General features: G+C 64.3%; 30 protein-coding genes and 1 pseudogene. 20 read left to right on the plus strand and 11 right to left on the minus strand.

The features are described 5' to 3' along the window. Position 1: 1 nt before the first annotated feature. From RHIBR816_RS0110315 to hemP, 4 genes are read right to left on the minus strand one after another with little or no spacing between them, the layout of a single operon-like run. Positions 2 to 1,123, minus strand: a complete 1,122-nt coding sequence (locus RHIBR816_RS0110315; protein ID WP_018236457.1) for an iron ABC transporter permease — start codon at positions 1,121 to 1,123, stop codon at positions 2 to 4. After that, positions 1,110 to 2,057, minus strand: coding sequence for a hemin ABC transporter substrate-binding protein (locus RHIBR816_RS0110320; RefSeq protein WP_018236458.1), 948 nt, complete (start codon positions 2,055 to 2,057; stop codon positions 1,110 to 1,112). The genes RHIBR816_RS0110315 and RHIBR816_RS0110320 overlap by 14 nt, the downstream gene beginning before the upstream one ends. 11 nt (positions 2,058 to 2,068) lie before the next feature. Further along, on the minus strand, positions 2,069 to 3,127 hold the full coding sequence (locus RHIBR816_RS0110325) for a hemin-degrading factor (protein ID WP_018236459.1): 1,059 nt from the start codon (positions 3,125 to 3,127) through the stop codon (positions 2,069 to 2,071). Between the two features lie 11 nt (positions 3,128 to 3,138). Then, positions 3,139 to 3,369, minus strand: coding sequence for a hemin uptake protein HemP (gene hemP, locus RHIBR816_RS38320; protein WP_018236460.1), 231 nt, complete (start codon positions 3,367 to 3,369; stop codon positions 3,139 to 3,141). Between the two features lie 145 nt (positions 3,370 to 3,514). Here hemP and RHIBR816_RS0110335 point away from each other — a divergent pair, with 145 nt between their 5' ends. From RHIBR816_RS0110335 to RHIBR816_RS0110355, 5 genes are all read left to right on the plus strand, one after another. Then, positions 3,515 to 3,952, plus strand: a complete 438-nt coding sequence (locus tag RHIBR816_RS0110335) for a hypothetical protein (RefSeq protein WP_026186842.1) — start codon at positions 3,515 to 3,517, stop codon at positions 3,950 to 3,952. A 44-nt stretch (positions 3,953 to 3,996) separates the two neighbouring features. Further along, on the plus strand, positions 3,997 to 4,914 hold the full coding sequence (locus RHIBR816_RS0110340) for an energy transducer TonB (RefSeq protein ID WP_018236462.1): 918 nt from the start codon (positions 3,997 to 3,999) through the stop codon (positions 4,912 to 4,914). A 194-nt stretch (positions 4,915 to 5,108) separates the two neighbouring features. Next, positions 5,109 to 5,516: a DUF2325 domain-containing protein gene (locus RHIBR816_RS0110345; RefSeq protein WP_018236463.1), complete on the plus strand. Its 408-nt coding sequence runs from the start codon at positions 5,109 to 5,111 to the stop codon at positions 5,514 to 5,516. A gap of 60 nt (positions 5,517 to 5,576) precedes the next feature. Continuing rightward, positions 5,577 to 5,849 (plus strand): hypothetical protein, encoded by a 273-nt coding sequence (locus RHIBR816_RS0110350; protein WP_026186843.1) that lies wholly within the window; start codon positions 5,577 to 5,579, stop codon positions 5,847 to 5,849. A gap of 4 nt (positions 5,850 to 5,853) precedes the next feature. Then, positions 5,854 to 6,168, plus strand: a complete 315-nt coding sequence (locus tag RHIBR816_RS0110355; RefSeq protein ID WP_018236465.1) for an antibiotic biosynthesis monooxygenase — start codon at positions 5,854 to 5,856, stop codon at positions 6,166 to 6,168. An 11-nt stretch (positions 6,169 to 6,179) separates the two neighbouring features. Here RHIBR816_RS0110355 and RHIBR816_RS0110360 read toward each other — a convergent pair whose 3' ends face one another. Both RHIBR816_RS0110360 and RHIBR816_RS0110365 read right to left on the minus strand, forming a co-directional pair. Continuing rightward, the gene (locus RHIBR816_RS0110360; protein ID WP_018236466.1) at positions 6,180 to 6,542 is read right to left on the minus strand and encodes a DUF423 domain-containing protein; all 363 of its coding nucleotides are present in this window, start codon (positions 6,540 to 6,542) and stop codon (positions 6,180 to 6,182) included. A 7-nt stretch (positions 6,543 to 6,549) separates the two neighbouring features. Then, positions 6,550 to 6,942, minus strand: coding sequence for a globin (locus RHIBR816_RS0110365; RefSeq protein ID WP_018236467.1), 393 nt, complete (start codon positions 6,940 to 6,942; stop codon positions 6,550 to 6,552). 141 nt (positions 6,943 to 7,083) lie between these two features. Here RHIBR816_RS0110365 and RHIBR816_RS0110370 point away from each other — a divergent pair, with 141 nt between their 5' ends. Both RHIBR816_RS0110370 and RHIBR816_RS0110375 read left to right on the plus strand, forming a co-directional pair. Beyond that, positions 7,084 to 7,644: a TetR/AcrR family transcriptional regulator gene (locus tag RHIBR816_RS0110370; RefSeq protein WP_018236468.1), complete on the plus strand. Its 561-nt coding sequence runs from the start codon at positions 7,084 to 7,086 to the stop codon at positions 7,642 to 7,644. 63 nt (positions 7,645 to 7,707) lie between these two features. Further along, positions 7,708 to 8,037: an SMR family transporter gene (locus RHIBR816_RS0110375; protein ID WP_018236469.1), complete on the plus strand. Its 330-nt coding sequence runs from the start codon at positions 7,708 to 7,710 to the stop codon at positions 8,035 to 8,037. Between the two features lie 33 nt (positions 8,038 to 8,070). Here RHIBR816_RS0110375 and RHIBR816_RS0110380 read toward each other — a convergent pair whose 3' ends face one another. Continuing rightward, entirely contained in the window at positions 8,071 to 9,330 is a 1,260-nt protein-coding gene (locus RHIBR816_RS0110380) for an alpha/beta hydrolase (protein ID WP_026186845.1), read from the minus strand. 310 nt (positions 9,331 to 9,640) lie between these two features. On the opposite strand from RHIBR816_RS0110380, the gene RHIBR816_RS0110385 reads away from it, so the two are divergent. From RHIBR816_RS0110385 to RHIBR816_RS0110410, 6 genes are read left to right on the plus strand one after another with little or no spacing between them, the layout of a single operon-like run. Next, positions 9,641 to 10,696, plus strand: coding sequence for a dipeptidase (locus RHIBR816_RS0110385; protein ID WP_018236471.1), 1,056 nt, complete (start codon positions 9,641 to 9,643; stop codon positions 10,694 to 10,696). 47 nt (positions 10,697 to 10,743) lie between these two features. Further along, complete coding sequence (locus RHIBR816_RS0110390; protein WP_018236472.1) at positions 10,744 to 12,384, plus strand: ABC transporter substrate-binding protein; 1,641 nt, start codon at positions 10,744 to 10,746, stop codon at positions 12,382 to 12,384. Positions 12,385 to 12,425: 41 nt separating this feature from the next. Further along, positions 12,426 to 13,469, plus strand: coding sequence for an ABC transporter permease (locus RHIBR816_RS0110395; protein ID WP_018236473.1), 1,044 nt, complete (start codon positions 12,426 to 12,428; stop codon positions 13,467 to 13,469). Beyond that, a complete protein-coding gene (locus tag RHIBR816_RS0110400; RefSeq protein ID WP_026186846.1) occupies positions 13,466 to 14,398 on the plus strand; it encodes an ABC transporter permease in 933 nt (310 codons plus the stop codon). Before RHIBR816_RS0110395 ends, RHIBR816_RS0110400 begins: the two co-directional genes overlap by 4 nt. Beyond that, a complete protein-coding gene (locus RHIBR816_RS0110405) occupies positions 14,395 to 15,228 on the plus strand; it encodes an ABC transporter ATP-binding protein (RefSeq protein WP_018236475.1) in 834 nt (277 codons plus the stop codon). The genes RHIBR816_RS0110400 and RHIBR816_RS0110405 overlap by 4 nt, the downstream gene beginning before the upstream one ends. Next, on the plus strand, positions 15,225 to 15,980 hold the full coding sequence (locus tag RHIBR816_RS0110410) for an ABC transporter ATP-binding protein (protein ID WP_018236476.1): 756 nt from the start codon (positions 15,225 to 15,227) through the stop codon (positions 15,978 to 15,980). Before RHIBR816_RS0110405 ends, RHIBR816_RS0110410 begins: the two co-directional genes overlap by 4 nt. 299 nt (positions 15,981 to 16,279) lie before the next feature. On the opposite strand, the gene rfbC is transcribed toward RHIBR816_RS0110410, so the two are convergent. Further along, the gene (rfbC, locus tag RHIBR816_RS0110415) at positions 16,280 to 16,813 is read right to left on the minus strand and encodes a dTDP-4-dehydrorhamnose 3,5-epimerase (RefSeq protein ID WP_018236477.1); all 534 of its coding nucleotides are present in this window, start codon (positions 16,811 to 16,813) and stop codon (positions 16,280 to 16,282) included. A 105-nt stretch (positions 16,814 to 16,918) separates the two neighbouring features. Here rfbC and RHIBR816_RS0110420 point away from each other — a divergent pair, with 105 nt between their 5' ends. From RHIBR816_RS0110420 to RHIBR816_RS0110430, 3 genes are read left to right on the plus strand one after another with little or no spacing between them, the layout of a single operon-like run. After that, a complete protein-coding gene (locus RHIBR816_RS0110420; protein WP_018236478.1) occupies positions 16,919 to 17,407 on the plus strand; it encodes a DapH/DapD/GlmU-related protein in 489 nt (162 codons plus the stop codon). Then, positions 17,407 to 18,237 (plus strand): NAD(P)-dependent oxidoreductase, encoded by an 831-nt coding sequence (locus RHIBR816_RS0110425; RefSeq protein WP_018236479.1) that lies wholly within the window; start codon positions 17,407 to 17,409, stop codon positions 18,235 to 18,237. The genes RHIBR816_RS0110420 and RHIBR816_RS0110425 overlap by 1 nt, the downstream gene beginning before the upstream one ends. A 14-nt stretch (positions 18,238 to 18,251) precedes the next feature. Beyond that, on the plus strand, positions 18,252 to 19,028 hold the full coding sequence (locus tag RHIBR816_RS0110430) for a cephalosporin hydroxylase family protein (RefSeq protein ID WP_018236480.1): 777 nt from the start codon (positions 18,252 to 18,254) through the stop codon (positions 19,026 to 19,028). Between the two features lie 101 nt (positions 19,029 to 19,129). Here RHIBR816_RS0110430 and RHIBR816_RS0110435 read toward each other — a convergent pair whose 3' ends face one another. Genes RHIBR816_RS0110435 through rfbF form a run of 3 tightly spaced genes read right to left on the minus strand, consistent with a single transcriptional unit; the run spans position 19,130 to position 22,196 of the window. Then, the gene (locus tag RHIBR816_RS0110435) at positions 19,130 to 20,362 is read right to left on the minus strand and encodes a class I SAM-dependent methyltransferase (protein ID WP_018236481.1); all 1,233 of its coding nucleotides are present in this window, start codon (positions 20,360 to 20,362) and stop codon (positions 19,130 to 19,132) included. After that, the gene (gene rfbG, locus RHIBR816_RS0110440) at positions 20,362 to 21,432 is read right to left on the minus strand and encodes a CDP-glucose 4,6-dehydratase (RefSeq protein WP_018236482.1); all 1,071 of its coding nucleotides are present in this window, start codon (positions 21,430 to 21,432) and stop codon (positions 20,362 to 20,364) included. The genes RHIBR816_RS0110435 and rfbG overlap by 1 nt, the downstream gene beginning before the upstream one ends. After that, positions 21,429 to 22,196: a glucose-1-phosphate cytidylyltransferase gene (gene rfbF, locus RHIBR816_RS0110445; RefSeq protein WP_026186847.1), complete on the minus strand. Its 768-nt coding sequence runs from the start codon at positions 22,194 to 22,196 to the stop codon at positions 21,429 to 21,431. The genes rfbG and rfbF overlap by 4 nt, the downstream gene beginning before the upstream one ends. A 229-nt stretch (positions 22,197 to 22,425) precedes the next feature. On the opposite strand from rfbF, the gene RHIBR816_RS0110450 reads away from it, so the two are divergent. The 4 genes and pseudogenes from RHIBR816_RS0110450 to RHIBR816_RS0110460 all read left to right on the plus strand — a co-directional run bounded on the left by RHIBR816_RS0110450 (position 22,426) and on the right by RHIBR816_RS0110460 (position 26,346). After that, on the plus strand, positions 22,426 to 23,865 hold the full coding sequence (locus RHIBR816_RS0110450; protein WP_018236484.1) for an FAD-binding oxidoreductase: 1,440 nt from the start codon (positions 22,426 to 22,428) through the stop codon (positions 23,863 to 23,865). A gap of 70 nt (positions 23,866 to 23,935) precedes the next feature. Then, positions 23,936 to 25,336, plus strand: a pseudogene (locus RHIBR816_RS33915) (aspartate aminotransferase family protein); the annotation flags it as partial. Positions 25,337 to 25,522: 186 nt separating this feature from the next. After that, positions 25,523 to 25,966, plus strand: coding sequence for a GNAT family N-acetyltransferase (locus tag RHIBR816_RS38325; protein ID WP_245262714.1), 444 nt, complete (start codon positions 25,523 to 25,525; stop codon positions 25,964 to 25,966). Beyond that, the gene (locus RHIBR816_RS0110460) at positions 25,954 to 26,346 is read left to right on the plus strand and encodes an EF-hand domain-containing protein (protein ID WP_026186848.1); all 393 of its coding nucleotides are present in this window, start codon (positions 25,954 to 25,956) and stop codon (positions 26,344 to 26,346) included. Before RHIBR816_RS38325 ends, RHIBR816_RS0110460 begins: the two co-directional genes overlap by 13 nt. The last annotated feature ends 2 nt before the right edge of the window (positions 26,347 to 26,348 follow it).

Raw genomic sequence — 26,348 nt, forward strand, 5'->3', positions numbered from 1 at the left:
GTCAAAGTCCCATGTTCGAGCGCCCGCGCAAGAGAACCCACAGGAAGAACGGCGCTCCGACGAAGGCGGTGATAATGCCGATCGGCAGTTCGGCGGGGGAGACGATCGTGCGGGCCACCATATCGGCAAAGATCAGCATCGTGCCGCCGAGAAGGGCCGACGCCGGCAGGAGGTAGCGGTGATCCGGGCCGATGACGAGCCGGAGCAGATGCGGCACGACGATGCCGACGAAACCGATTCCACCACTGACCGCGACGGAGGCGCCTGTTGCCGCGGCGACGCTCAAAATGGCGATGTTCTTGAGGCGCTGCACGGACACCCCCATGTGGAAGGCGGCCGCCTCGCCGAGGGTGATGGCGTTGAGGCCCCGTGCCAGGAAAGGGACGACGGAAAGCGAAACGAGGATGATCGGCCCGGCGGCCAGGATCTTCGTCCAATTGGCGCCGGCGAGCGAACCGAGCCCCCAGAAGGTGAGATCGCGCAACTGCTTGTCGTCGGCGATGAAGACGAGCACGCCCGTTACCGCGTTGGCGAGTGCGCCAAGAGCTATCCCCGCGAGCAGCATCGTTGCGACCGATGTCTGGCCGCTGCGCGTGGCGATGCGGTAGAGGAGAAGCGTCGTGGCGAGGCCGGCGAGGAAAGCGCCAAGCGGTAGCGCGTAAAAACCGACAAGCGCAAAAACCGGTCCGAGCATCGTGCTGCCGAGAACGATCACCAGGACCGCACCGAGGCTTGCGCCCGAAGACACGCCGACAAGACCGGGATCGGCCAGCGGGTTGCGGAACAGTCCCTGCATCACGACGCCGGAAACGGCAAGCGCCGCACCGACCAGCATGCCGAGCACGGCGCGCGGCAAGCGAATATCCAGGATGATGATGCGATCGCGCATGCTCAAGGTCTGGTCGGCGGCCGTTTCGCCGACGAGCCAGCCAAAGACGTTTCCGAGTGAAGCGTCCGCGGCGCCCGTCATGATCGAGGTCGCGAAGGTGGCGACGGCGAGCACCACGAGGGCGGCGATGAGCACGCGCGCCACACCCGATCGATCGCCTTTCTGCCGGGAATGGGCAAAGTTCGAAGCCAAGGCAGGTCCGCCCGTGCCGCCAATGGCCTCACTGCGAGGCATTGGTCTTCTTTCCGTAGACCGCCGTATTCAGTTCCCGGACCGCGCTTGCGGTGCGCGGGCCGAAACCGAGCAGGTGCAGCCCGTCCATGCGGACGAGCGCCTTGCTTTTCGCCGCCGGCGTCAGGCTGAGCGCCGGAAGGGCGAAGAGTTCGTCGGCGCTTACGGCATGGCTTCCACCCCGGTCCATCATCAGGACGACGTCCGGCTTCGCCTCGACGATCGCCTCGTCGGTCAGCGGCTTGTAGCCGGGAAAATTGCCGGTGGCATTGATCGCGCCGGCAAGTTCGATGATGCCGTTGGCGGCGGTACCGGTGCCCGAGGCCATGATCTTGCCGCCCTGGGTGCTGAGGATGAAGAGGACGCGCTTGCGTTCGCTTGTCGGGCGGGCGGCACTGTCCGCCAACGCCGCGTCGAGCTCCTGCTCGACGGACCGGGCCAGGGCTTTGGCCTTGTCGGGAACACCGAGAAACGCGCCGACGGCGCGGATCTTCGCGAGGATGCCGGCCTTGTCGTAGGTGTCGGCAATCGTCGTGAAGGGGATATTCGCCTGCTTCAGCACCGCCAGCGCCTCGGGCGGCCCGCTGCCTTCGATTGCCACGATTGCCGCCGGGTTGACGGCGATGATGCCCTCCGGCGCCAATTGCCGCATGTAGCCGACATTGGGGAGTTTCGCCGCTGCTTCGGGGTAGGTGCTCGTCGAATCGCGGCCGACGAGCCGGTTCTCCTCGCCGAGCGCATAGATGATCTCGGTCACCGCGCCGCCGATCGAAACGACCCGCGAGGTATCCGGCTGCTCGACGGTCTCAGCCATTGCGGGGCTGACAATCGAGGCGGAACCAGGCGCGAGCGCCGGCAGCAGGAAGGGCGCCGACAGTGCGAAGGCAGCGAGCGCCAGTTCCCAGCGGCGCAGGCGGCGGAAATCGAAGCCGTTCATCCCTTGTCTCCTCAGGCTGCGGCGATGCTGTCGAGGCGCGTCAGGGTCTCGACGAGGTTGCGCCACTCCGGTCTTTCGGCAAAGCCTTCCTTGCGCTTGCCGAAGAACTGGATGACCATTTCGCCCTTGGCATCCAGGGCTTCGAGCGAGGTCACATGCCCGTCGGACGTCGGCTTGCGTACCGCCCAAAGCTCGGCGATGTGATCCGTGCGCAGATGCAGGTGGAATGTCGGGTCCATGACGTTGAGCCACGGCCCCATGGTTGCGATGTTGGCGACCGGACCGGAGTGGATCTGGATGACGCCGGCGCTGCCGACGAAGCACATGATCGGTAGCTCGATCTCGGCGCTACCGCGCATCATCGTCTCGATGCTACCGGCGTCGAGCTGCCAAGCCAGGTCGTCTCCGACGGCATGCAGGGCCTGGCGCCGACCGATTTTCAGGCTGCGCAACATGCCGTGGAACTGATGGGTGTCGGTCATCTTCGTCCAGTGGTCGCGCAGTGCTTGCGTATCGACCATAGCGGTTCCGTCGTCGGCGGCCGGCGCGCCGGCCTCGGCAAGGCATTCCTGCGATTGGTCCTCGAGGCGGAAGTCCGCGACGATCCGGTCGTAGGCTTCAAGGTCCGACGTCGGGCGCAGGTGGACCTTGTGAACCGCGTTCCCCCATTTGTCGAAAAACTGCAGGCTGCGGCGGACTTCGCCATTGGCGTCGGTCTTCGATACGGCGAAGCCATGCGCCCAGGCGGATGGGAAAACCCGCAGGTCGATTTCGGATCCGAGCACGAGGCTTGCAGAGGTGCCTGTCTTGACGTTCTCATAGACGCCGATCTTCTCGTGGACGGCGGATTCATTGCGTGTGAGCGCCATGACCTCGCCCAGTTCCCCAGCGCGCTCCAGGAAACGATTGGCATCGGCATCGATGCGGCTTGCCGTCAGCCCGCATTCGGCAGCGACGAGGGCCGCTTCGGAAATGCCGAGTTGGGCGGCGATGTCGCGCTCGCGCATCTTCGGGTTCGCCGCGCGGTAGGCGCGGATCTCATGGGGCGTGGGGCGCGTGCTGTCGATCATCGGTCGTCTCGCTATTTATTCAGAATCAACTTGCCCTGTCGGGTGATCCGCATCCGGTAGATCGCGCCGTCATGGGAAATCAGGATCTCGCTGGCGCCGCGGAAAAGCTCGTGACTTTCCACGATCGGCTGCGAGCCGTTGGTCGCGCTCGGCGGCTGCGAGGGTCGGGGGGTATCGGGGTCGTTTGGTGTCACGGTTTCGGCCAGTTCACGAGGGGCGGAAGCAAGGCGATATCCCCTCATTCCTCTCGCGCATTCCAATTACTATCTTGACTGCATTACTCATATTTCTTTAAGGACGCAATACCGGATAGTTATAGTCAAGTTAATTGATCGCCTCCGCCGCTTGGAAGAGCCGGTTCGGATGCGGAGCTTGGGTGGTGTGATGATGGCCTGTCTTTCCCGTATCGCGTTTTCGATCGCAGCGATGATCCTGTCGCTGGCAGCGCCGGCCATGGCACAGGAGGCAACAGCCGCCAGCGGGCTGACAATCGAGCTCAACGAGGTTGCGCCGTCCGCGAAGGGATGCAAGCTGACCTTCGTCGCCGGCAACGGTCTGCCGCAATCCCTCTCCAAGGTTTCGTTTGAATTCGTCCTCTTCGATCAGAAGGGGCTGGTCGAGCGGATGGCTGTGCTCGATTTTCGCGACCTGCCTGCCGGCAAGACGAAGGTCCGGCAGTTCGACCTGCCGGGCACGAAATGCGAGGCGGTGAAGAGCCTGCTGATCAACGATGCACCCGCCTGCGTCGGCGAGGGCATCGACAAGGGCGCCTGCATGACGGGGCTCAAGACCGGGTCCAAATCGGCGGTTGAACTCAAGGGCTGAGACGATCCCGTTCGCTGACGTGCCGATGGAAGGCAGGCGCATAAATGAAGCACATCATGAAATGGGCCGCGGCGATCGGCCTTTCCTTGCTGGCGCATGCGAGCGGCGCCATGCTGTTTGCTTCTAGCAACGACGATACTCAGATGGCCGGTGGTGAGGCAACCGAGGTTGCGCTGCTTGGCAATGCTTTCGATGAGACTCTGCAGGCGGGCGATCCGTCCGATGTCGTCGAGCCGACGGAAGAGACCTCCGAGGAGCTGACGCCGACCGAAATCCAGTCGCCGGAAGAGATCGCGGAGGCGGTCGAGCCAACGACTCCAGATGTCGTCTCGGAGCAGCCGTCCGAAGTGACGCCGACCGACGCGGACGTCATTCTGCCGGCAGAGGAGATGCCGGTGACGCAGGTCGCCGAGGCTCCGGTCACGGCCAGTGTGGCCCCGGTCGAAACCGTCGTTCCGGAAGAGAAACCGGAACCGGAAAAGATCGAAAAGAAGGTCGAGAAACCGGAGCCCAAGAAGCCGGTAAAGAAAAAGAAGGTAACGCGGAAAAAGGCCGGGGAAGGGGGCGAGCAGGCGAGCTCGCAGGTCAAGGGACAGGCGGACGGCGCCCAAAATGCAACGGCCAGCGCCGCCACTGGCGTAAGGCAAGGTTCCGTGGCTCGGGAAGCGGGCAATGCCGTTCTCGACAACTACAAGGGCAAGGTACAGCGCAAGCTCAATCGGGCCAAACGCTATCCCGCCGAGGCCAAACGCCAAAGTCTGCGCGGCGTCGCTCACGTACGCTTCACGGTCACGTCCGACGGGGGGCTCGCCGGCGTCGGTTTGGCGAGAAGCTCAGGTTCGCCGATTCTCGATCAGGCAGCCCTCGATACTGTCCGCCGCGCTACGCCTTTTCCGCCAATCCCCGCGGAAGCCCGCCGTGGCAGCTGGCCATTCACAGTTCCCGTTGATTTCACACGGTAATTTTCTTTGTCGGAAGCGATGCGGAAGGCTCGCATTTGTCTGAATAAATATGACTTGAATACTCAAGTTTATACTTTACTCCGATAATCAAGTTTAATAAGTTGCCGCCGTCGCACAACCGATCGGTGTGTGCCAACGAATTTAGATGGCGACCAGGGCAGGGACCCGCTTCGCCGACAGGACGGAGAGAACGGATGCGCGGCAAGCGACATGCAGGCAAGGGCGGCAAGGGAAAGGCGAGGGAGGAAACGCCTGCAGTGCAGCCCAACGGCGGCAAGGCAACGCTCGAGGGGCGCAGCTTCCTCTATGTCGGCGGCCGCGATTGCCAAGTTGCCCATTTGCGCGAGATCGCCAGTTCCTATGGTGCGGAACTCCTCCACCATGACGGCGGTCTGCGAGAGGCCGTGTCGCGCATCGATCGCGTTCTTCCGTCTGTCGACTGCGTCTTCTGCCCCATCGACTGCATCAGCCACGATGCATGTCTGCGCGTGAAGACCGGCTGCAAGAAGTGGGGCAAGGCCTTCGTGCCGCTGCGCAACGGCTCGAAATCGAGCCTGGAGAGGGCCCTTCAGGACCTGTCCACGAACGGCGGCGACAACTGATTTCTTGACGACAGCGGCGGCGACCTTCTCCCTGGGTGCCGGCCGCACGGAGAATCGATGATGAACGAAGAACGTCCCGATCAAATGATGATGATCGGTCTTCACAAGCTCGCATCGGAGCTCGGCGACGGGCTGGTGCCGGAACTCTACGAAGTGCTGACGCGTCGTGCCCGCTTGCTGGAGGACAATCCCAACGTGGCGGAATTCCCGGCATGGCAGGCCCGTCCTCCGGTCCGCGAGCCGTTCGGAGTTGCGCCGGCGGCAAACGCCGTTATCCTGCCGTTCCCGCGAAGCGAAGCCGGGATCCCGGAGAAGAAGGCACGTGAAAGGTAGCCCGATGTTTGTCGCCATGAACCGTTTCCACGTCGCCCTTGGTCAGGAAGAGGCATTCGAGGCCGTCTGGAAAGGGCGTGATTCGAGCCTTGCAGACATGCCCGGCTTCATCGACTTCCATCTGCTGCGCGGCGAGAGCGTGCCTGCAGAAGGCTATACTCCGTTCATCTCCAAATCGAACTGGGAAAGCAGGGACGCCTTCGTCGCCTGGACGAAATCGGAAAACTTCCGGGCCGCCCATCGCAATGCCGCCGACAATCGGGCCATGTATCTGGGGCCGCCGAAATTCGAAGGCTACACGGTCGTCGAGGGCGCCTGAGCCGTCTTTTTTCAGCCGCGGGGCAGGAACGCCCCCGCAGCGACGGCCAGCCATCCCGCCATCATCGTCAGACCGCCAAGTGGCGCCGACATCGGGAACAGGCCGTGACCGGCGAAGTGACGCATGGTGAGGTCCCCAGCAAAGAGTGCGGTTCCGGCAGCTAGCAGCAGTGCGGCGAGGGGAGCCGTGCGGAAATGCGCCCATCCGGCATGGAGCGCGACGAGAGCCGGCGCATGGGCGAGACACATGGCGGATGCCCCGCCGAGCAGCCGCGGATCCGCACCATGTGAAGCGGCCGCGGCGGCGGCGACGCCGAAAACACCCATCAGCCCGGCAATGAAAAGCGCAATCCCACGCATCCCGCGGTTCGGCATTTGATGATCATTCCTTGTTCTGCATGTGATGGGCGAGCCGGGTGATCGGTTCGAGGATGATTTCCCGGAGCTTCGGGTGCGTCACCGTCTCCTCGAGGGCGCGGGTGAAGCAGAGCAGCCATTCATCGCGTTCGGCCGGGCCGATTTCGGCGATGAAGTGCCGCCGGCGCAGCATCGGATGGCCGCGCTTCTCAATATAGATCGGCGGCCCGCCGAGCCAGCCGGTCAGATATTCATAGAGCTTTTCCTCGCTGCCGGAGAGATCCGGCGGATGCACGGCACGGCAGCGGGTCGCTTCGGGCAGGCTGTCCATCAGCTCATAGAACCGCCGCGTCAGTGCGCGGACCGCGGCATCGCCGCCGATCGCCTCGTAGAGCGTCGTGGTTTTCGTTTCCGTCATGATCCTGTCCTTTGCTCACGTTCGTATAGCGGCCCGGCGCCGGGCACAATGTCGGCCCCTGCCTTGCGGCGTTTCATCGCGTCAGAGGTCTTTCATCCAAGAGGGCTTGACAAAACCGTCCAGACGGTATCTTTGGCAGTCATGACAAACGCCTATCAAAGAAAGAAGCAGCCGGAGCGGGTTCGCCAGCAATTGCTGGACGTCGCCGCGCGGCTGTCGCTGGAACAGGGGATCGCCGCGGTCACCCTCGAAAAGGTGTCGCAGGCGGCAGGGGTCAGCAAAGGCGGGCTGCTGCATCATTTTCCCAACAAGCTTGCCTTGCTCGACGGCCTCTTCGACGAATTGATCGGCCGCTTCGATCGGGCGATCGAGGCGGCGATGGCCGGCGATGCGGAGGAGCGCGGGCGATTTACGCGCGCCTATCTCACCGTTTGCTTTCAGCTCGAAGCGCAGGCGGAGGGGCAGGGCTGGCGGGTGCTGACGATCGCGCTGCTTGCGGAGCCGCATCTCAAGGCGCGCTGGCGCGATTGGGTGGAACGGCGCTCGGCCGAGTTCGCCGAGACCGACGGCTCGCCGGATTGCCTGCTCGCCCGATTTGCCGCAGACGGCATCTGGCTTGCCGACCTGATGCAGAGCCATGCCGTCGATGAAGACACGAGGGCCGACCTGCTTCAAAAGCTCAAGGCGCTTTCACTGCAGTGATATCGCCGACCACATGGAATCCATCCAACTCGAACTTTTCGGAGACGTGCCGTGAACCCCGCCATGCTCTACACCGTCCTGGTGATCGCCATCGTCTTCGAGGTGCTCGGCACGTCCGCGATGCAGGCGGCGCAGCATTTCACGCGGCTCGCGCCGACGGTGCTGATGGTGGTCTGCTATGCCGTCGCCTTCTTCTTCCTGTCCTATACGCTGCGCTATATTCCCGTCGGGATCGCCTATGCGCTGTGGAGCGGCGTCGGCATCGTGCTGATTTCGGTGGTTGGCTACGTCACTTTCGGACAGAAGCTCGACCCGGCGGCGATCCTCGGCCTGGCGCTGATCATCGCCGGGGTGCTGGTCCTCAATCTCTTCTCGAAGTCGACATTCCATTGAGGCGTTGCCGTCGCATCGGCCGCGCTTTGCACCTTACGGCGTGATGGTTGATCCGACGGTGTTCCCCACCGATTGGCCAAAACGGCGGAGCTGCGCGTCGTAATTTCGACGGGTGCGCGGATCGAAAATCATAATCGGCGTCGAGACGGCGACGCTGGCGGCGCTGCCGACGGTCTGGGCGGTGCCGAGGGCGACAGCGCCCATCCGTTCGCCGAGGCCCACATCCGAATCCGTCACGGTCTGTCCGGCGATCAACCGGTTGCCGAGCAGCCGCACGACCTCGGGGCTCTCGGCGAACTTGCCGTGGTTGAGCTTGTCGCCGCCTTTGAGTGCCGTCAGGTCGATCACCGTGATGCCCGCCCTCTCGAGTTGGCTCCGGTAGGGTTCCGCCGCGGGATCGATCTGCCCGAGCCGGTCGATATTGCCGGAGATCCGCCGCGAGATCGTGAGCGCCCGGTCGTCGCGAGAGACGAAGAGCGTGAATTTCGGCCGCGATTTGCCCATCGCCTGCATCTGCTTCTTGAAGACGTCGACGTCGAGATCGGGCGAGGCGAGGATGACGTCGGTGATCTTCGAGGGCACGCGGCCGTCGCGGATTGCCATCTGCCGTAGCGCCTCGACAGTGAGCCACGATCCCATGGAATGCGCCATCACCGTGATCTCGCCAACGGCCGGATTCTGCACGGCGCGATGGAGCAGCTCTTCGAGAGCGTCGCGCGAGTAGTTGGTGCTTTCCTTGTCGTAATTGTAGTCGAAGATGCTGGCGCGCGACGGCCAGGTGAAGATGACCGGCGCGACATCGGCATCGGAATCATGGACGATTTGGGCGTAGCGGTAAACGGCGTCCTCGAAGCGGTTGTTGAAGCCGTGGACGAAAATCAGGACGCGCCGGTTCTTTGGCAGATGCCCGTGGAGCCAAGCCTGCGTCTCCGCCCCGGGCTCCAGCGGTTTGACGCTGACGGTAGAGAAATCGCGGCTCGGATCGGCCGGCAGTTTCTTCGGCCATTGGACCTGGCCGACCTTGCGGTTCTTCTCGGGGGGGATCGACACGACGATCTCGGTCAGCGAGAGTTCCGGGTTGCGTTCGCCCGAAAAGAGGACGCCGGGATCGTTGGATGGGGCGCGGGTGGTCGCCACAAGAAGGTCGACTTCCGAGGCGCCCGCGGCGGAGCCGGAAGGGACAAGGACGCCGACGGGACGCCCGCCGCAGCCGGAAAGGCAGAATAACAGGCCCAGGAAGAGCAAGGCGCGGCTCGCCCGCGCGGTCAGGTTTCCCCCAGCGATCGACGGCACTCCGAGCCCCCTCTTGAGCACGACCCGAACCGGTCGTCATGACCGGCGACTATCGGACAGCGTTCTCTCTTCAGCGAAGAAATGGCAGATTTTTGCGCGTCAGGACAGCCTTTGCGATGATTTTTATGCCTGCAGCGGACTTCCGCGCGCCATTCGATTGCGGATCTTGTGCAATATTTCGCTACAGAACCGGAGCGGGAAATCCCCCTGATATTCATTGAAAAGCGGGATGTCTTTCAATAGCATCGTCGGGTCCCTGACCGGATGCGGTATTCAGCCGATCCCCCTGAAATAATGAGGAATCTTGGGAATGCAGGCGGTTTTCGACGGCCATAACGACGTGCTTTTGCGCCTCTGGCAGCATGCGCGTGGTGGAAGCGACCCGGTGGCCGAATTCATCGAAGGGACCGACAAGGGTCATATCGACATGCCGCGCGCCAGGGCGGGCGGTCTCGTCGGCGGCCTGTGCGCCATCTACATCCCATCGGGTGATCTGGTGCTCAGAACGCCGGACAAGAATGGCCATTACGCGACGCCGCTGTCGGAGCCGCTCGATCACTTGCCATCGCTCGCGACGGCGATCGAGCTTGCCGATATTGCGGTCAGGCTTGACCGGGCGGGCGCCTGGCGACTCTGCCGCTCGACCGGCGAAATCCGCGACGCGGTGGCGGATCGCACATTCGCGGCCGTCCTGCACATGGAAGGCTGCGAGGCGATCGGACCGGACCTTGCCGCGCTCGAGACCTTCCACGCGGCCGGGCTGCGATCGCTAGGGCCGGTCTGGAGTCGCCACAATGTGTTCGGCCATGGCGTGCCCTTCGCCTATCCATCATCGCCGGACACAGGCCCCGGTCTCACCGAGGCCGGGTTCGAACTGGTGCGGGCCTGCAACCGGCTCGGCATCCTGATCGATCTCGCCCACATCACCGAGAAGGGATTCTGGGACGTGGCGGAGACGACCGACCAGCCGCTCGTCGCCAGCCATTCCAATGCCCACGTCCTGACGCCGGTCGCCCGCAACCTTACCGACAGGCAGCTCGATGCCATTCGCGAGAGCCGCGGGCTGGTCGGACTCAATTATGCGACGACCATGCTGCGGGCCGATGGGCAGGAGGATGCGGCGACGCCGCTTTCCGACATGGTGCGCCATGTCGACTACATGGTCGAGCGAGTCGGTATCGACTGCATTGCCCTCGGTTCGGACTTCGATGGGGCGACGATACCGGAGGAAATCGGCGACGCGGCGGGCAATCAGAAGCTCGTTGTCGCGCTCAGGGCCGCCGGATATGGTGACCGCGAACTTACAAAAATATGCCGCGAGAACTGGCTGAGAGTTCTGGGACAGGCTTGGCACGAGGCTGCCTGAACCCATGAAGAAGAGCCCGCAAAGGGCTAGAAAGAGGGAAGCGCAAAATGATGCATAAGCTCAATGGACGTTTTCGACTTCTGACTGCTACCGCGACGCTCGCGCTCGTGATGGGTGCCGCTCAGCCGGTCTTTGCTGAAACGCCGAAGGACACCCTGGTCGAGGGTTTTGCGTTCGACGACATCATCACCATGGATCCGGGCGAGGCCTTCGAGCTTTCGACCGCCGAGATGACCAGCAACACCTACAGCCTGCTCGTCCGCCTCGATCTCAACGACACCTCCAAGGTCGTCGGCGATCTGGCCGAGAACTGGACGGTTTCCGACGACGGCCTGACCTATACGTTCAAGCTGAAGCCCGGCATGAAATTCGCTTCGGGCAACCCGATCACCGCCGAAGACGTCGCCTATTCCTTCGAGCGCGCCGTGAAGCTCGACAAGAGCCCGGCCTTCATCCTCACCCAATTCGGTCTTACCGGCGACAACGTCACCGAGAAGGCCAAGGCCGCCGACGCACAGACCTTCGTCTTTACCGTCGACCAGCCCTATGCGCCGAGCTTCGTGCTCAACTGCCTGACCGCGACCGTCGCTTCCGTCGTCGACAAGAAGCTGGTGCTCGAGCATGTCAAGCCAGTGACGCCCGACGACAAGTACAAATACGACAACGATTTCGGCAATGAGTGGCTGAAGACTGGTTACGCCGGGTCGGGACCCTTCAAGCTGCGCGAATGGCGGGCGAACGAGGTCGTCGTGCTGGAGCGCAACGAAAACTACTATGGCGAACCGGCGATGCTCGCCCGCGTCATCTACCGTCACATGAAGGAAAGCGCCGGCCAGCGTCTGGCGCTCGAAGCCGGCGATATCGATGTGGCGCGCAATCTCGAGCCGGGCGACTATGAGGCCGCTTCCAAGAACGCCGATCTCGCGACGACCAGCGCTCCGAAGGGCACCGTCTATTACATCAGCCTCAACCAGAAGAACGAGAAGCTGGCGAAGCCTGAGGTACAGAAGGCCTTCAAATATCTCGTCGACTATGACGCGATCGGTGCAACCTTGATCAAGGGGATCGGCGAAATCCACCAGAGCTTCCTGCCGAAGGACGTTCTCGGCGCGCTCAACGAGAACCCCTACACCTTCGATGTCGCCAAGGCCAAGGAACTGCTGGCGCAGGCCGGCTATCCGGACGGCTTCACCGTCACCATGGACGTGCGCAACACGCAGCCGGTGACGGGGGTTGCGGAATCCTTCCAGCAGACGCTGGGTCAGGCGGGCGTGAAGCTCGAAATCATTCCGGGTGACGGCAAGCAGACGTTGACGAAGTATCGCGCCCGCAATCACGACATGTATATCGGCCAGTGGGGCATGGACTATTTCGACCCGCATTCAAATGCCGATACGTTCACCAACAACCCGGACAATTCCGACGAGGGCAAGAACAAGACGCTCGCCTGGCGCAATGCCTGGGACGTTCCGGAACTGAGCAAGAAGACCAAGGAAGCACTGCTCGAGCGCGACAGTGCCAAGCGCGCGGAGATCTACAAGGGCTTGCAGAAGACCGTCCTCGAGGACAGCCCCTTCGTCGTCATCTTCCAGCAGACGGAGGTCGCCGGGCTTCGCAGCAACCTGAAGGGGTTCAAGCTCGGTCCGAGTTTCGACACGAACTACGTCTGGAACGTCTCCAAGGAATAGTCGGAAGGACCATTTCCTTGAGCACAAGCGGAGCAGAGCGAATGAACGGGCGCCGGCGTGCCCGTTCCCGGAAGGCGGTTGCCGCGGCGCTGCAGTTTCTCGTCGTCGTGGCGACCACCTATCTCGGGCTTCTCGCCGTCACCTTCTTCATCGGCCGGGTGATCCCGATCGATCCGGTGCTCGCCGTTCTCGGCGACCGGGCGCCCGCGCACGTCGTCGAACGGACGCGCGAAGCGATGGGGCTCAACCTGCCCCTTTACCAGCAGTTCGTCATCTATTGCCGGCAGGCGCTTTCCGGTGATTTCGGCATCTCCGTACTGACCACCAACCCGGTGATGACCGACATCCGCCGCGTCTTTCCGGCGACCATGGAACTGGCGACGGTCGGGACGCTGATCGGTGCGCTGATCGGCGTACCGCTGGGCGTGCTCGCCGCCGTCAAGCGTGGCAGCATCGCGGACCAGATCGTCCGCGTCATCGGCCTCGTCGGCTATTCGGTGCCGATCTTCTGGCTGGCGCTGCTGGCGCTGCTCGTTTTCTACGCACGGCTGAAATGGGTCGCCTATCCCGGCCGCATCGACATCGTCTACGAGTACACCTTCTCGCCGATCACCGGCTTCTACCTGGTCGATGCGCTGTGGCAGAGGCAATGGGACGTGCTCCGCGACGTCTTCCGTCACATCATCCTGCCTGCCTCGCTGCTCGGCTATTTCTCGCTCGCCTATATCAGCCGCATGACCCGCAGCTTCATGCTGAACGAACTGCAGCAGGAATACATCGTCGCCGCCCGCGCCAAGGGGCTTTCGGAGGCGCGGATCATCTGGGCTCATGCACTGCGCAACGCGGCCGTGCCGCTGGTCACGGTGATCGCGCTTTCCTATGCCGGGCTGCTCGAAGGCTCGGTCTTGACGGAGACAGTTTTCTCCTGGCCTGGGCTCGGCCTCTACATCACCAACTCGCTGCAGAACGCCGACATGAACGCCGTCCTCGGCGGGACGATCATCATCGGATCGGTCTTCATCGGCATCAACCTGCTCTCCGATCTCCTCTACCGGACGCTTGACCCGAGGACGCGCGCGCGATGAGCCTTGCCACGGAAACACGCCCGATGACACGCCGCGAGTGGCTGCTCTCCGACCGGCCGCAATCGCGGCTGCAGGCCCGCCTCGGCCGCGCCTACATGACCTGGCGGCGGTTTTCGGCGAACCGCCTCGCGGTTCTCGGTCTTCTCATTCTCCTCGGCCTCGTCTTCGTCGCCGCATTCGCCGACCTTCTCGCGCCGCATTCGCCGGTCATCGGCAACCTCGCCAGCGCGCGGCTGCTGCCGCCCGGCAGCGAGGGATATCTGCTCGGCGCCGACGACCAAGGGAGGGACATCCTGTCGCGGCTGATCCATGGGTCGCGGCTGACGCTCGCCGTCGTCGTGCTCGTCGCCATCATCGCGGCGCCCGTCGGCCTGATCGTCGGCGCCGTCGCCGGCTATGCCGGCGGTTGGATCGACGCGATCCTGATGCGCATCACCGATATCTTCCTCGCCTTTCCGAAACTCGTCCTGGCGCTCGCCTTCGTTGCAGCGCTTGGCCCCGGCATCGAAAACGCCGTCATCGCCATCGCAATCACCTCCTGGCCGCCCTATGCGCGCATCGCCCGCGCCGAGACGCTGACGGTGCGCAATTCCGATTACATTGCCGCCGTGCGCCTGATGGGCGCCTCGCCGGCGCGCATCGTCTTCCGCCACGTGATCCCGATGTGCATGTCGTCCCTGATCGTGCGCGTCACGCTCGACATGGCAGGCATCATCCTGACAGCGGCGGGCCTCGGCTTCCTCGGTCTCGGCGCCCAGCCGCCGCTTCCTGAATGGGGCGCCATGATCGCTTCCGGCCGCCGCTTCATCCTCGATCAATGGTGGGTCGCGACCATGCCCGGCATCGCCATCCTGATCGTCAGCCTCGGCTTTAACCTGCTCGGCGACGGCCTGCGCGATGCGTTCGATCCACGGGAGAGCGGCCAATGAGTGCGCTGCTCACCGTCGAAGACCTCCGCGTCCGGTTCCCGACCCGCACCGGCGTCGTCGAGGCGGTGCGCGGCGTTTCCTTCACGCTCGGCCGCGAACGCCTCGGCATCGTCGGCGAGAGCGGCTCCGGCAAGTCGCAGACGGGCCGGGCAATCATGGGGCTGACGCCGCCGCATGCGGACGCTTCAGCGAAGCAGCTCGCCTTCGACGGCATCGACCTCATCTCGGCACCGCCGAAGCTTCGGCGCGATCTTCGCGGCAAGCGGATCGCCATGATCCTGCAGGATCCGAAATACTCGCTGAACCCGGTGATGAGCATCGGCCGGCAGATCGTCGAGACCTTGCGGCGCCATGAGAGGGTCAGCCGTGCCGAGGCACGCGAGCGGGCGCTCGACATGCTGGCGGCGGTGCAGATCCGCGATCCCGCCCGCGTCTTCGACCTTTATCCGCACGAAGTTTCGGGCGGCATGGGCCAGCGGGCGATGATCGCCATGATGCTGGTCGCGGGACCCGAGCTGCTGATTGCCGACGAGCCGACCTCGGCCCTCGACGTGACGGTGCAGCTCGAAGTGCTGTCGATCCTCGACAAGCTGGTTGCGGAGCGTGGCATGGGACTGATCTTCGTCTCGCACGATCTGAGGCTGGTTTCGTCCTTCTGCGATCGCGTGCTCGTCATGTATGCCGGCAGGATCGTCGAGGAAATCGCCGCATCGGAACTCGCCAATGCCAGGCACCCCTATACCCAGGGGCTGCTGAACTGCATGCCCGTGATCGGTGCCGACCGCCATCCCTTGCCCGTTCTCGACCGCAAGCCGGAGTGGGCGCTATGACCGTGACTGTTTCGGTTGAAAACCTCAGCGTCGTCTATGACGACTTCCGGGCGCTCGACGCCGCCAGCGTGCAAGTCGAGGCCGGCGAATCCTTCGGTCTTGTCGGCGAGTCCGGTTCGGGCAAGTCGACACTGCTGAGAGCCATCGCCGGGCTTGCTCCGGTGAGCGAGGGTGCGATCCGGGTTCAGGGGCGCGAACTTCACGGTGCGCGCCGCGACAAGGCGTTCTATCGCGCCGTCCAGATGGTGTTTCAGGATCCCTATGGTTCGCTGCATCCCCGCCAGACCGTCGACCGGCAACTGGTAGAGCCACTGGCGATCCACGGCATCGGCGACGGCGAGCGCCGCATTCTGAAGGCGCTCGACGAAGTGGGCCTCGGCTCCGGCTTCCGCTTCCGTTATCCGCACCAGCTTTCCGGCGGCCAGCGCCAGCGCGTGGCGATCGCCCGGGCGCTGATCCTCGAGCCCTCGATCCTGCTGCTCGACGAGCCGACCTCGGCGCTCGATGCGTCGGTCCAGGCCGAGGTGCTGAACCTGCTCGAACAGGTGCGCCGCGACCGCAAGCTGACCTTTCTCATGGTCAGCCACGACCTCGGCGTCGTCACCCATATGTGCGAGCGGCTGGCGGTGATGCAGGGCGGCCGCGTGGTCGAGCGGCTGACGTCGGCGGATCTCGTCGCGGGGCGCATCGCGGAGGACTACACGCGCAACCTGATGGTGGCGAGCAAGGGGTTTCGGCGGAAGAGCGCGTGAGGCTTCTGGGTGGACGACGCTCAGATATCGTAAAGCGGCGTCTCCGAGGTGCCGAGGGCCGGCACCCCCCCTCTGCCCTGCCGGGCATCTCCCCCCCACAAGGGTGGAGATTGGCAAGGCGCGGGCTCCCTGCTCCAATTTTCCGATAGCACTAAGCGCGAAGTAGAGGCGGCACGATAAGCCCTTAGCTCAATCTGCGGCGTTGCCGACCGGCGAAAGCGTCGATCCTTGCCGATCTCCCTCCTTGTGGGGGAGATGCCCGGCAGGGCAGAGGGGGGTATCCACACCCGCTTTCCCGATCAGAGCAAGCTAAAAGCCCGATCGCGCTCCGACATCTGCGTCACCTCGAGCGGCCAGGCGATGGCAAGGCGGGGATCGAGCGGGTTGAGCCCGCCTTCGGAGCCCGGCGCATAGAATTTGTCGTGCAGATAAAAAAGCTCGCAGTCTTCGGTCAGCGTCTGGAAGCCATGCGCGAAACCGCCGGGGATCATCATCGAGCAGGCGTTCTCGGCACTCAGGATTTCGCCGTGCCATTGGAGATAGGTCGGCGAATCCGGCCTGATGTCGACGGCGACGTCGAAGACGGCGCCGGAAAGGCAGGAGACGAATTTCGTCTCGTCGTGCGGCGCCCGCTGGAAATGCATGCCGCGGATTGCCCCCTTGATCCGCGTCAAAGTGTGGTTGATCTGCGCGACGGAACCGTCCACGCCGAAATCGCCCAGCTCGTCGCGGCAGAAGAAGCGCGAGAAGAAGCCGCGTTCGTCGCCCATCTGCTTGCGCTCGATGACGATCAGGTCCGGCAGGGGGGTCTGGATACGGTTGAAGCGCGACATGATGGTCCTCGGGAGGTGGTGCCTTTACGAACCGTTTCTTGCACGATCAAACGTTGACGCGGCAAGCGGTAACTGAAAAGAGTGCCGAACGACATTGGAGCCACCATGATCGACGTGCACCCGACGGCGAGGATCAGCCCGCTCAGCGACATCGAGGATTCCGTTCGCGGGACCCGGATCGTCATTGGCGAGGCGTCCGTCATCGACAGCTTCGTCAAGATCAAGCCGGCCGGCGGCTCGGGCGACCTCACGATCGGCCGCTTCTGCTACGTCAATAGCGGCTGCGTCTTCTACACCGGCAACGGCATACGCATCGCCGACAACGTCCTGATCGCCGCCAATTGCACCTTCGCCCCGGTCAATCACGGCTTCAAGGACAGGGATCGCCTGATCCGCGAACAGGGCTTCCAGCCGAGCCGCGGCGGCATCGTCGTCGAGGAGGACGTCTGGATCGGAGCGAATTCGGTGATCCTCGATGGCGCCATCCTCAGGAAGGGCTGCGTCATTGCCGCCGGCTCGATCGTGCGCGGCGAGGTCGACGCCTACACGATCTGCGGCGGCAATCCGCTGCGGCGGCTCGGCGAGAGGTCGTGATGTTCACGGTTCTCGGCGGCTCCGGCTTCATCGGGCGCAATCTGGTCCGCCGTTTGCGCGCGCTCGGACACGCCGTCAATGTCCCCGCGCGCGCCGACCTGCCGCTCGCCAACCGGGATCTCGGCCACGTCATCTATGCCGTCGGCCTGACCGCCGACTTCCGCACCCGGCCGTTCGACACCATCGAGGCGCACGTGTCGCTGGCGGCGGATGTACTGCGCCACAACGCGTTTTCCTCCTTTCTCTATCTTTCATCGACGCGGGTCTATGCCAACGGTGAGGATACGCGCGAAACTGCCCATCTGTCGGCGTCGCCGCTCGATCCCTCGGATCTCTACAATCTCTCGAAACTGACGGGGGAGGCGATCTGCCTCGCCTCCGGACGCGAGAACGTGCGGGTCGCCCGGCTGTCGAATGTCGTCGGCCCCGATGAGGCAGAGGCGGATACGTTCCTGGGCGCGCTCTGCCGGGAAGCGAAGGCGGGGCATATCCAGCTCCAGACGGCCCTCAGTTCCGCCAAGGACTATATCTGGATCGACGACGCCGTCGATCTGTTGCTCCGCATCGCTCAGCAGGGGCGTCACACGGTCTATAATGTGGCAAGCGGCCGGCGGACCAGTCACGCGGACTGGTGCGCGGCAATACAATCCTGCACAGGGTGCGCCGTTGCCGTAAACGACGTGGCGCCGGTCGTTTCTCTTGCGCCGATCTCCAATGAACGGGTGAAAGAGGAATTCGCTTTTGCCGCCACACCTGTGCTAGAGCGCATCTCTGAAATCCTGGGCATGAGCGGATCGGGGCCCGATACCGATCCGCGGCCTTCCACATGAAGACAGGACCTGACATGGACCCAATCGAACAATTCCGCTCCGAACGGGTGGCGACGATCGACAGCTATGGCCGCGACGGCGATTTCCAGGCGCTCTCCGATCAGTGGCGCGAAGCCACGATGGCGAAGCGCTATGTCTACAATTTCGACTGGCTCGGCCGTCCGATCATACAGTATCCGCAGGATATGGTGGCCATGCAGGAGCTGGTCTGGGCGACACGTCCCGATCTGGTGATCGAGACCGGGATTGCCCATGGCGGCTCGCTGATCCTCAGCGCCTCGCTGCTCGCCATGCTCGACATGTGCGATGCCATCGAAGCGGGCGTTTCGTTCGATCCCAGCCAGTCCAAACGCAAGGTCATCGGTATCGACATCGACATTCGCGCCCACAATCGCGCGGCAATCGAAAGCCACCCGATGGCGAGCCGCATCCAGATGTTCCAGGGCTCGGCCATCGATCCCGAGATCGTTCGGCAGGTCTGTGAGGCGTCGGAGGGCTACAAGCGCGTCATGGTCTGCCTCGATTCCATGCATACGCACGCGCATGTGCTTGCCGAACTGGAGGCCTATGCTCCCCTGGTGACGCCCGGCTGCTACTGCGTCGTGTTCGACACGCTGGTCGAGGACCTGCCGGCCGGCTTCTTCAGCGACCGTCCCTGGGATGTCGGCGACAATCCGAAGACCGCGGTGCATGAGTATCTGCAATCCCATGGGGAATTCGAGATCGACAGGTCGGTTCAGAACAAGCTGATGGTCACGGTTGCGCCGGACGGTTTCCTGAAGCGGCTGTGACCGTCGCGCGACAGGATCGCCGCATCAATCGAAGAGAGGGGCCGTTCGCGACAGCGACGGCCCCTTTTGCTTTCGGCCTCGCTGCGCCGAGCCCCCCGGGCTCAAATCACCCGCACTTCCGGGATGGCGACGACGAAGCGGCCACCCCAGGCGCGGATATAGGCATGGGCACTGACGATCTCGTCGGTCAGGTTCCAGGGCAGGATGACGACATAGTCGGGTTTCGCCGCTTCGAGCCTGGCCGGTTCGTGGATCGGAATATGGCTGCCCGGCGAGAGCTTGCCCTGCTTCAGGTCATTGCGGTCGACGATGAAATCGATGTCGGCGGCGGTTACGCCGCAGACGTTGAGGAACGTGTTGCCCTTGGCGGCGGCGCCATAGGCGGCCACCCGCTTGCCCTCGCTCTTCGCCCTTTCCAGGAATGCGCGGAAACCCTCGCAGACGGCGGCGATGCGTTGCCCGAAGGCGATGTAGGTCGCCATATCCGTAAGGCCGGCCTTCGCCTCGTCCGCTCGCACCTTCGCAAGCCCCTCGGTCGCCGCCCGCGTGCCGGTCAGCGGCTGGGCATAGACGCGCAGCGAGCCGCCATGGGTCGGAAGTTCTTCGACGTCGAAGACCTTCAGGCCGCAGGCGGCGAAGATCCGCTCGACGGCGACGAGCGACAGATAGGAATAGTGCTCGTGATAGATCGTGTCGAACTGGATGCCCTCGATCAGCCGCAGCAGATGCGGGAACTCGAAGGTCGCGACGCCATCCGGCTTCAGGAGGATGGCAAAGCCGCTGACGAAATCGGCGATATCGGGCACATGGGCGAGGACATTGTTGGCGGCCGTCAGGTCGGCGCGGATGCCGCGGCCGGTGAGTTCATTCGCGGTATCGCGGCCGAAGAAGGCGACATGGGTCGGCACATTGCGCGTTTCGGCAATCTTGGCGGCATTGCCGGCCGGCTCGACGCCGAGCACCGGGATCCCGTCGGCGGCGAAATATTGCAGCAAGTAGCCGTCGTTCGAGGCGACCTCGACGACCTGCGACGTGCCGTCGAGGCCGAAGCGCCCGGTCATCTTTTCGGCATAGCGGCGGGCGTGGTCCAGCCAGCTCGTCGAGAAGGATGAGAGATAGTGATAGTCGGCGTTGAAGATCTCGTCGGCCGGCACGGTCTCGGTGGTCTGGACGAGCAGGCATTCCGAACAGACCATTACCTTCAAGGGAAAGGCCTTTTCCCGTGCGATGGCTTCCTCGGTCGGCTCGAGAAACGAGTTCGACCAGGGCGTGGCGCCGAGGTCGGCGACCACAGTTTCAAGCGGGCTCGAGCAGAAGCGGCAGGAGTGAGACATCAGCGGCCTTTCGTGTATGCGTCGATCTGATCGAGCGTCAGCGGGAGTGCGGCTTTGCCCTGGCGCCAGCCGTCGTACCAGCGGGCGGTCCATTCGATCGCCTGCTGCTGGGTGAATCGGGCGCGCCAGCCGAGGCTTTCGCCAGCAAGCGCCGGGTCGAGGCCGAGCGTCTGCATCTCGCGGGGTTGCTTCGATGACGAGACGTCGTCCCATTCGGGGTCGAGTCCCATTGCCGCCTGGATGGCGTTCGCCACATCGCGCACGGGGATCTGCGGTTCGGCGGGCGAGGGGCCGAAATTCAGGGCATCGACGGCACTTGCGCCGCTATAGAGGGCTTCGGCGAAGAGAAAGTACCCGTTCAGGCAATCGAGCACGTGCTGCCAGGGGCGCGTCGCGAGCGGGCTGCGGATGTTGAGCCTGCTGCCGGCAAGGGCGGCGCGGACGATATCCGGCACCAGCCGGTCGGCCGAAAAATCGCCGCCGCCGATCACATTGCCGCCTCGGGCCGTGGCGACGCGGATGCCGCGATCGCTGAGGAAGGCAGTGCGCCAGGTCGCCACGGCCACCTCGCAGGCGGCCTTGGAGCCGGAATAGGGATCGTGCCCGCCGAGCGTGTCGCTTTCCTGGAAATGCCGGCCGCTCTCGTCGTTGCGATAGACCTTGTCGGTGGTCACGACGAGGATCGCCTTCACCGAGGGCACCGCGCGCGCCGCCTCCAGCAGCCGGATCGTGCCCATGACGTTGACGTCGAAGGTCTCGGCGGGCGTTGCATAGCTCTCGCGCACCAACGGTTGGGCCGCCATGTGCAGGATGATTTCCGGCTCGCTCTTGCACGTGACTGTGGCGAGCGCCTCGCCGTCGCGGATATCGCCGAGCTGCCCGTCCTGCAAGCCACCATCATCGAGGAGAGCATGGAGTGATGGGTCGGACGTCGGCGGCAGGGCGTAACCGGTGACCGCAGCGCCCATTTTCTTCAGCCACAGGCTCGCCCAGCTGCCCTTGAACCCCGTATGGCCGGTCAGAAGAACACGCTTTCCGGCCCAGAAATCCGGATCGGGCAGGCGGCTCATGGCCAGAGCTTCCAGGGTGCGCGGTTCTGCTGCCAGAGCTCTTCGAGCTGGTTCTTGTCGCGCAGCGTATCCATCGGACGCCAGAAGCCGTCATGCGGGAATGCCATCAGCTGTCCGTCGCGCGCCAACCCTTCGAGCGGTGCGCTTTCGAAAGCGATGTGGTCGCCGTCTATGCGGTCGAGCACGGAACGGTTCAGCACGAAGAAGCCGCCATTGATGCGGCCGTTGTCGCCGGCGGGCTTCTCGGTGAAGCTTTTCACCTGCCCGGACTCGACCGCCAGCGCGCCGTAGCGTCCCGGCGGCACGACGCTCGTCACCGTCGCCTCGCGGCCGTGGCGGAGGTGGAAATCGGTGAGCGCGCGGATGTCGATGTCGGCCACCCCGTCGCCATAGGTGAGGCAGAAGGTGTCGCCGAGATACTCGCCGACGCGCTTCAAGCGTCCGCCGGTCATGGACTCTGCCCCGGTGTCAACCAGGGTCACCCGCCAGGGCTCCGCCTTGCTCGTATGGTAGATCGTCTCGCCTGTCGCCATGTCGAAGGTAACGTCGGACAGATGCAGGATGTAGTTGGAGAAATACTCCTTGATCATGTAGCCGCGGTAGCCGAGGCAGATCACGAAATCGGAAAAGCCGTAATGGCTGTAGATCTTCATGATGTGCCAGAGGATCGGGCGTCCGCCGATCTCGATCATCGGCTTGGGCCTCAGGTGGCTTTCCTCGGAGATGCGGGTGCCGTATCCGCCGGCGAGAATGACGACCTTCATGCTCGAACCTGCCTCTTCAAAGCTGCCGCCCGTGTGGCCGGCGTTCCGGCGGTTCATTGGAGCATTTTCAGCGCGATTGCAACAACAGCGGCAATCCCCGGTTTGCAGGCTCTGGCAGCTAGCCCGAATTGCGTACCGGCCGCGGCGGGCGGCTTCGCTTGCCGGGCGTCCGCCAAAGGCGCAAAATGCGGCGCTGCTGGGGCGTGGTTCACCGAGGGAGGATCGAATCATGAACGATATGAGCCTCACCAATCTGCAAGCAGGAAAGACAACCGTCAGCGCCGCAGCCATCGAGGCCCTTGCGGGGCAGCTGCGCGGCCGGGTGCTGGACGGGGGCGATCCGGCCTATGACGAGGCGCGCAGCATCTGGAACGCGATGGTCGACCGCCGGCCTGGCCTGATCGTGCAGGCTGCCGGCGCCTCCGACGTCGTCAATGCGGTTCGGTTCGCGGCGGAGAACCAGTTGCTCGTCGCGGTGCGCGGCGGCGGACACAACATCGCCGGCAATGCGGTCTGCGCCGGTGGCCTGATGATCGACCTCTCGCCGATGAAATCGGTGCGCGTCGACCAGACGACGAAGCGCGCCTGGGTCGAGCCCGGTGCGACGCTTGCCGACGTCGACAAGGAGACCCAGGCCTTCCGCCTGGTGCTGCCGACCGGCATCAACTCGACCACCGGCATCGCCGGGCTGACGCTCGGGGGAGGCTTCGGCTGGACCACGCGAAAGTTCGGATTGACGGTTGACAATCTCGTTTCGGTCGACGTCGTGACCGCGAATGGCGAGCTGCTGCGCGCCAGCCAGACGGAGCACCGCGATCTCTTCTGGGCCTTGAGGGGCGGCGGCGGCAATTTCGGCGTCGTCACTGCTTTCGAATTCGCGCTCAACGAACTCGGCCCGGACGTTGTCGCGGGGCTGGTCGTGCATCCCTTCGCCGATGCCGAAAACGTCCTCAGCCAGTATCGGCAGGCCCTGGAAAACGCTCCGGACGAACTTACCTGCTGGGTGGTCATGCGGCAGGCGCCGCCGCTGCCCTTCCTGCCCGAGGAATGGCATGGGAAGGAGATCCTCGCGCTGGCGATGTGCTATTGCGGCGACCCCGAAGCAGGCGAGAAGCCAACCGCGGAGTTGCGCTCCATCGGCGAGCCGATCGCCGATGTCGTTGGGCCCGTGCCCTTCGTCGCCTGGCAGCAGGCCTTCGATCCGCTGCTTTCGCCCGGCGCCCGCAACTATTGGAAGAGCCACGATTTCATGGAGCTTTCGGACCAGGCGATCGGCATCCTCACCGATGCGATCCGGCAACTGCCGGGACCGGAATGCGAGGTCTTCATCGCCCATGTCGGCGGGGCCGCCGGCCGGGTCGCGGTGGAGGAGACGGCTTTCCCGCAGCGCAATTCGCATTTCGTCATGAACGTTCACGCCCGCTGGCGCGAACCGGCCATGGACCAGGCCTGCATCGGCTGGGCAAGGCAACTCTTCGAGGCCGCCAAGCCGCATGCGGCCGGCACGGCCTATATCAACTTCATGCCCGAGGACGAAGTCGACCGGGTCGAGGCGGCCTATGGCGGCAACTACCGGCGTCTCGTCGAGGTCAAGCGCCGCTACGATCCGCAGAACCTGTTCCGGATGAACCAGAACGTGCGCCCGACCGAGTTGCGCGGCGTCGCTTGAACGGGATCGGAGTTCATTGACGAGCCGATCACGCGCGGTGCGTGACCGCATGCCGAAAGGGAGGCCGTGTATGGATGACGGATCGGTCCATGACCTTTTTCGCCGCGCAGCAGAGCATGCCGCGCGGTTCCGTGACACCATTTCCGATCGCAGGCAAAGGCCGCAGGTTTACTATCTCGGCTCGCTGGAGGCGTTTCGCGAGCCGCTTCCGGAGAATGGGACATCCGGCGGCGAGGTAATCGACGATCTTGCCGTCAAGGCGGAGCCCGGCCTTCACGCGATGACCGGCCCACGCTTCTTTGGCTGGGTGATCGGCGGCTCGCATCCGGTCGGGGTTGCGGCAGACTGGATGACCAGCGCCTGGGGTCAGAATGCCGGCAATCACCATGCGACGCCAGCGGCCGCTGCGGCGGAAGCGGTTGCCGCGGGCTGGCTCCTCGATCTCCTTGACCTGCCGCGGGAAAGTTCCGTCGGTTTCGCGACGGGGGCGACCTTGGCGAATTTCGTCTGTCTCGCCGCGGCGCGCGGCGCGGTCCTGAGGCGTGTCGGCTGGGATGCCGAGGCGCAAGGGCTTTTCGGCGCACCGCCGGTTACCGTGCTGATCGGCGACGACGCGCATGCGACGGTCTTTTCGGCGTTGCAGTTCCTGGGCTTCGGACACGACCGTGTCCTGCGCCTGAAAACCGACGGCATGGGCCGCATCAGCACATCGGATTTCACCGAGACGGCAGCGAAAATTTCCGGCCCGGCGATCGTCATCCTGCAGGCCGGGCAGATCAACACCGGCGGCTTCGACGATTTCGCCGCTCTCATCCCGATCGCGCGGCGCATCGGCGCCTGGGTCCATGTCGATGGCGCCTTCGGCCTCTGGGCCCGGGCGTGCCCGCAGAAGCGAGCGCTCGCCAGCGAAGCCGACACGGCCGACTCCTGGGCGACGGACGGCCACAAATGGCTGCAGACGCCCTATGATTGCGGCTACGCCATCATTCGTGATGCCGACGCTCACCGCCGGGCGATGACGATCGCGGCGAGCTACCTGCCGCCGAGCCATGAGGGAGAACGGGATCCCAGCCATTTCGTGCCGGAGCTTTCGCGCCGTGCCCGCGGCTTTGCCACCTGGGCGATGATCAGACATCTCGGCCGAAAGGGCATCGCCGCCATGGTCGATCGCCATTGCCGGATCGCGCGTGCCATGGCCGAGCGGCTCGGCGGCGAACAGGGCATCGCCGTCCTGAACCAGGTCGTGCTCAACCAGTTCATGCTCCGCTTCGGTTCGGGACGGCCGGACGAAGAGGCCGACCGGCTGACCCAGCAGACGGTCGAGCGGCTGCAGGCCGACGGCGTCTGCTTTGCCGGCGGCGCGACCTGGCGCGGGCGAAAGGTGATGCGGATCTCGGTCATCTCGTGGCTGACAGACGATCGCGAGGGAGAGATCGCCGCCGACGCGATCATAGCCGCCTGGCGGGCGATCGGGGGCAGTGGCACCGACCCCGAGACTGCACGCTTGCGTGATCCGGGCTCTGCCATCGATATCTTCACGCATCGCCTGGCGACCCGCGACGACCTTCCTGCTCTCTCGGCGCTGATCGAGGCGGCGATCTCCGAACTGCAGAAGCCGTTCCTGAATGCCGCCGAGATCGAATCGAGCCGGACATGCATGGGTCTCGATACGCGGCTCATCGACGACGGAACCTACTTCGTCGTCGAGCAGGATGGCGCCATAGCGGGCTGCGGCGGCTGGAGCCGTCGCGCCACGCTCTACGGCGGCGACTGCTCGCCCGGCCGCAACGACGCATTGCTTGATCCCGCGACCGATCCGGCGCGGGTGCGCGCCATGTACACCCATCCGGACTTCACGCGTCGCGGCATCGGCCGGTTGGTGCTGTCGCTCTGCGAGGCGGCGGCACGCGCCGAGGGCTTCAGCCGCGTCGAGCTGATGGCGACGATGGCCGGGGAACCTCTCTACCGCGCTTGCGGTTTTGAACCGTTGGAACAGCTATTCGATGATCGCGGCGGAGCCGCCGTGCCCCTGCTGCGGATGACGAAGGCGCTTCAAACCACCGATACGCAAATCGAGGAGGAGAACACATGTCACCGATGAGATTGCCGGCTGTAACCGCGCTTGCCGCGCTCATGACCATCACCTCGGTGGCCGTTGCCGCCGCCCAGACGCCCGCTCCCATGCCGCCGGCCGCGGAAATGCCCGACCAGGCCCAGGACGCGGAAGGGGATAGGCCTGACGCAATGGGCGGAATGCGTGACAGCATGCGTGATCGGATGCGTCACGGCGGCAGGATGCGCGGCGGAATGATGCACCGGCAGATGATGAAGATCATGTTCGCCATCACCGATGCCGACAATGACGGCGCGCTTTCCTTCGAGGAGATCAGCACCATCCACAAGCGGATCTTCGACAAGGTGGACGCCAACCGCGACGGCAAGGTCACGCCCGAAGAGATCCAGACGTACTTCCACAGCTAGTG

The sequence above is a fragment of the Ensifer sp. BR816 genome, assembly GCF_000378985.1.
Taxonomy (GTDB): domain Bacteria; phylum Pseudomonadota; class Alphaproteobacteria; order Rhizobiales; family Rhizobiaceae; genus Sinorhizobium.

Coding starts and splice junctions, on each gene's coding strand:
- RHIBR816_RS0110410 (WP_018236476.1), top strand. CDS start 15,225: ATGACCGTGACTGTTTCGGTTGAAAACCTCAGCGTCGTCTATGACGAC.
- RHIBR816_RS0110375 (WP_018236469.1), top strand. CDS start 7,708: ATGCTCTACACCGTCCTGGTGATCGCCATCGTCTTCGAGGTGCTCGGC.
- RHIBR816_RS0110420 (WP_018236478.1), top strand. CDS start 16,919: ATGATCGACGTGCACCCGACGGCGAGGATCAGCCCGCTCAGCGACATC.
- RHIBR816_RS0110325 (WP_018236459.1), bottom strand. CDS start 3,127: ATGATCGACAGCACGCGCCCCACGCCCCATGAGATCCGCGCCTACCGC.
- RHIBR816_RS0110405 (WP_018236475.1), top strand. CDS start 14,395: ATGAGTGCGCTGCTCACCGTCGAAGACCTCCGCGTCCGGTTCCCGACC.
- RHIBR816_RS0110460 (WP_026186848.1), top strand. CDS start 25,954: ATGTCACCGATGAGATTGCCGGCTGTAACCGCGCTTGCCGCGCTCATG.
- RHIBR816_RS0110345 (WP_018236463.1), top strand. CDS start 5,109: ATGCGCGGCAAGCGACATGCAGGCAAGGGCGGCAAGGGAAAGGCGAGG.
- RHIBR816_RS0110315 (WP_018236457.1), bottom strand. CDS start 1,123: ATGCCTCGCAGTGAGGCCATTGGCGGCACGGGCGGACCTGCCTTGGCT.
- RHIBR816_RS0110360 (WP_018236466.1), bottom strand. CDS start 6,542: ATGCCGAACCGCGGGATGCGTGGGATTGCGCTTTTCATTGCCGGGCTG.
- hemP (WP_018236460.1), bottom strand. CDS start 3,369: ATGAGGGGATATCGCCTTGCTTCCGCCCCTCGTGAACTGGCCGAAACC.
- RHIBR816_RS0110340 (WP_018236462.1), top strand. CDS start 3,997: ATGAAGCACATCATGAAATGGGCCGCGGCGATCGGCCTTTCCTTGCTG.
- RHIBR816_RS0110385 (WP_018236471.1), top strand. CDS start 9,641: ATGCAGGCGGTTTTCGACGGCCATAACGACGTGCTTTTGCGCCTCTGG.
- rfbC (WP_018236477.1), bottom strand. CDS start 16,813: ATGTCGCGCTTCAACCGTATCCAGACCCCCCTGCCGGACCTGATCGTC.
- RHIBR816_RS0110350 (WP_026186843.1), top strand. CDS start 5,577: ATGAACGAAGAACGTCCCGATCAAATGATGATGATCGGTCTTCACAAG.
- RHIBR816_RS0110320 (WP_018236458.1), bottom strand. CDS start 2,057: ATGAACGGCTTCGATTTCCGCCGCCTGCGCCGCTGGGAACTGGCGCTC.
- RHIBR816_RS0110365 (WP_018236467.1), bottom strand. CDS start 6,942: ATGACGGAAACGAAAACCACGACGCTCTACGAGGCGATCGGCGGCGAT.
- RHIBR816_RS0110335 (WP_026186842.1), top strand. CDS start 3,515: ATGGCCTGTCTTTCCCGTATCGCGTTTTCGATCGCAGCGATGATCCTG.
- rfbF (WP_026186847.1), bottom strand. CDS start 22,196: ATGAAGGTCGTCATTCTCGCCGGCGGATACGGCACCCGCATCTCCGAG.
- RHIBR816_RS0110425 (WP_018236479.1), top strand. CDS start 17,407: ATGTTCACGGTTCTCGGCGGCTCCGGCTTCATCGGGCGCAATCTGGTC.
- RHIBR816_RS0110400 (WP_026186846.1), top strand. CDS start 13,466: ATGAGCCTTGCCACGGAAACACGCCCGATGACACGCCGCGAGTGGCTG.
- RHIBR816_RS0110395 (WP_018236473.1), top strand. CDS start 12,426: ATGAACGGGCGCCGGCGTGCCCGTTCCCGGAAGGCGGTTGCCGCGGCG.
- RHIBR816_RS0110390 (WP_018236472.1), top strand. CDS start 10,744: ATGATGCATAAGCTCAATGGACGTTTTCGACTTCTGACTGCTACCGCG.
- rfbG (WP_018236482.1), bottom strand. CDS start 21,432: ATGAGCCGCCTGCCCGATCCGGATTTCTGGGCCGGAAAGCGTGTTCTT.
- RHIBR816_RS0110450 (WP_018236484.1), top strand. CDS start 22,426: ATGAACGATATGAGCCTCACCAATCTGCAAGCAGGAAAGACAACCGTC.
- RHIBR816_RS38325 (WP_245262714.1), top strand. CDS start 25,523: ATGGGTCTCGATACGCGGCTCATCGACGACGGAACCTACTTCGTCGTC.
- RHIBR816_RS0110435 (WP_018236481.1), bottom strand. CDS start 20,362: ATGTCTCACTCCTGCCGCTTCTGCTCGAGCCCGCTTGAAACTGTGGTC.
- RHIBR816_RS0110370 (WP_018236468.1), top strand. CDS start 7,084: ATGACAAACGCCTATCAAAGAAAGAAGCAGCCGGAGCGGGTTCGCCAG.
- RHIBR816_RS0110355 (WP_018236465.1), top strand. CDS start 5,854: ATGTTTGTCGCCATGAACCGTTTCCACGTCGCCCTTGGTCAGGAAGAG.
- RHIBR816_RS0110430 (WP_018236480.1), top strand. CDS start 18,252: ATGGACCCAATCGAACAATTCCGCTCCGAACGGGTGGCGACGATCGAC.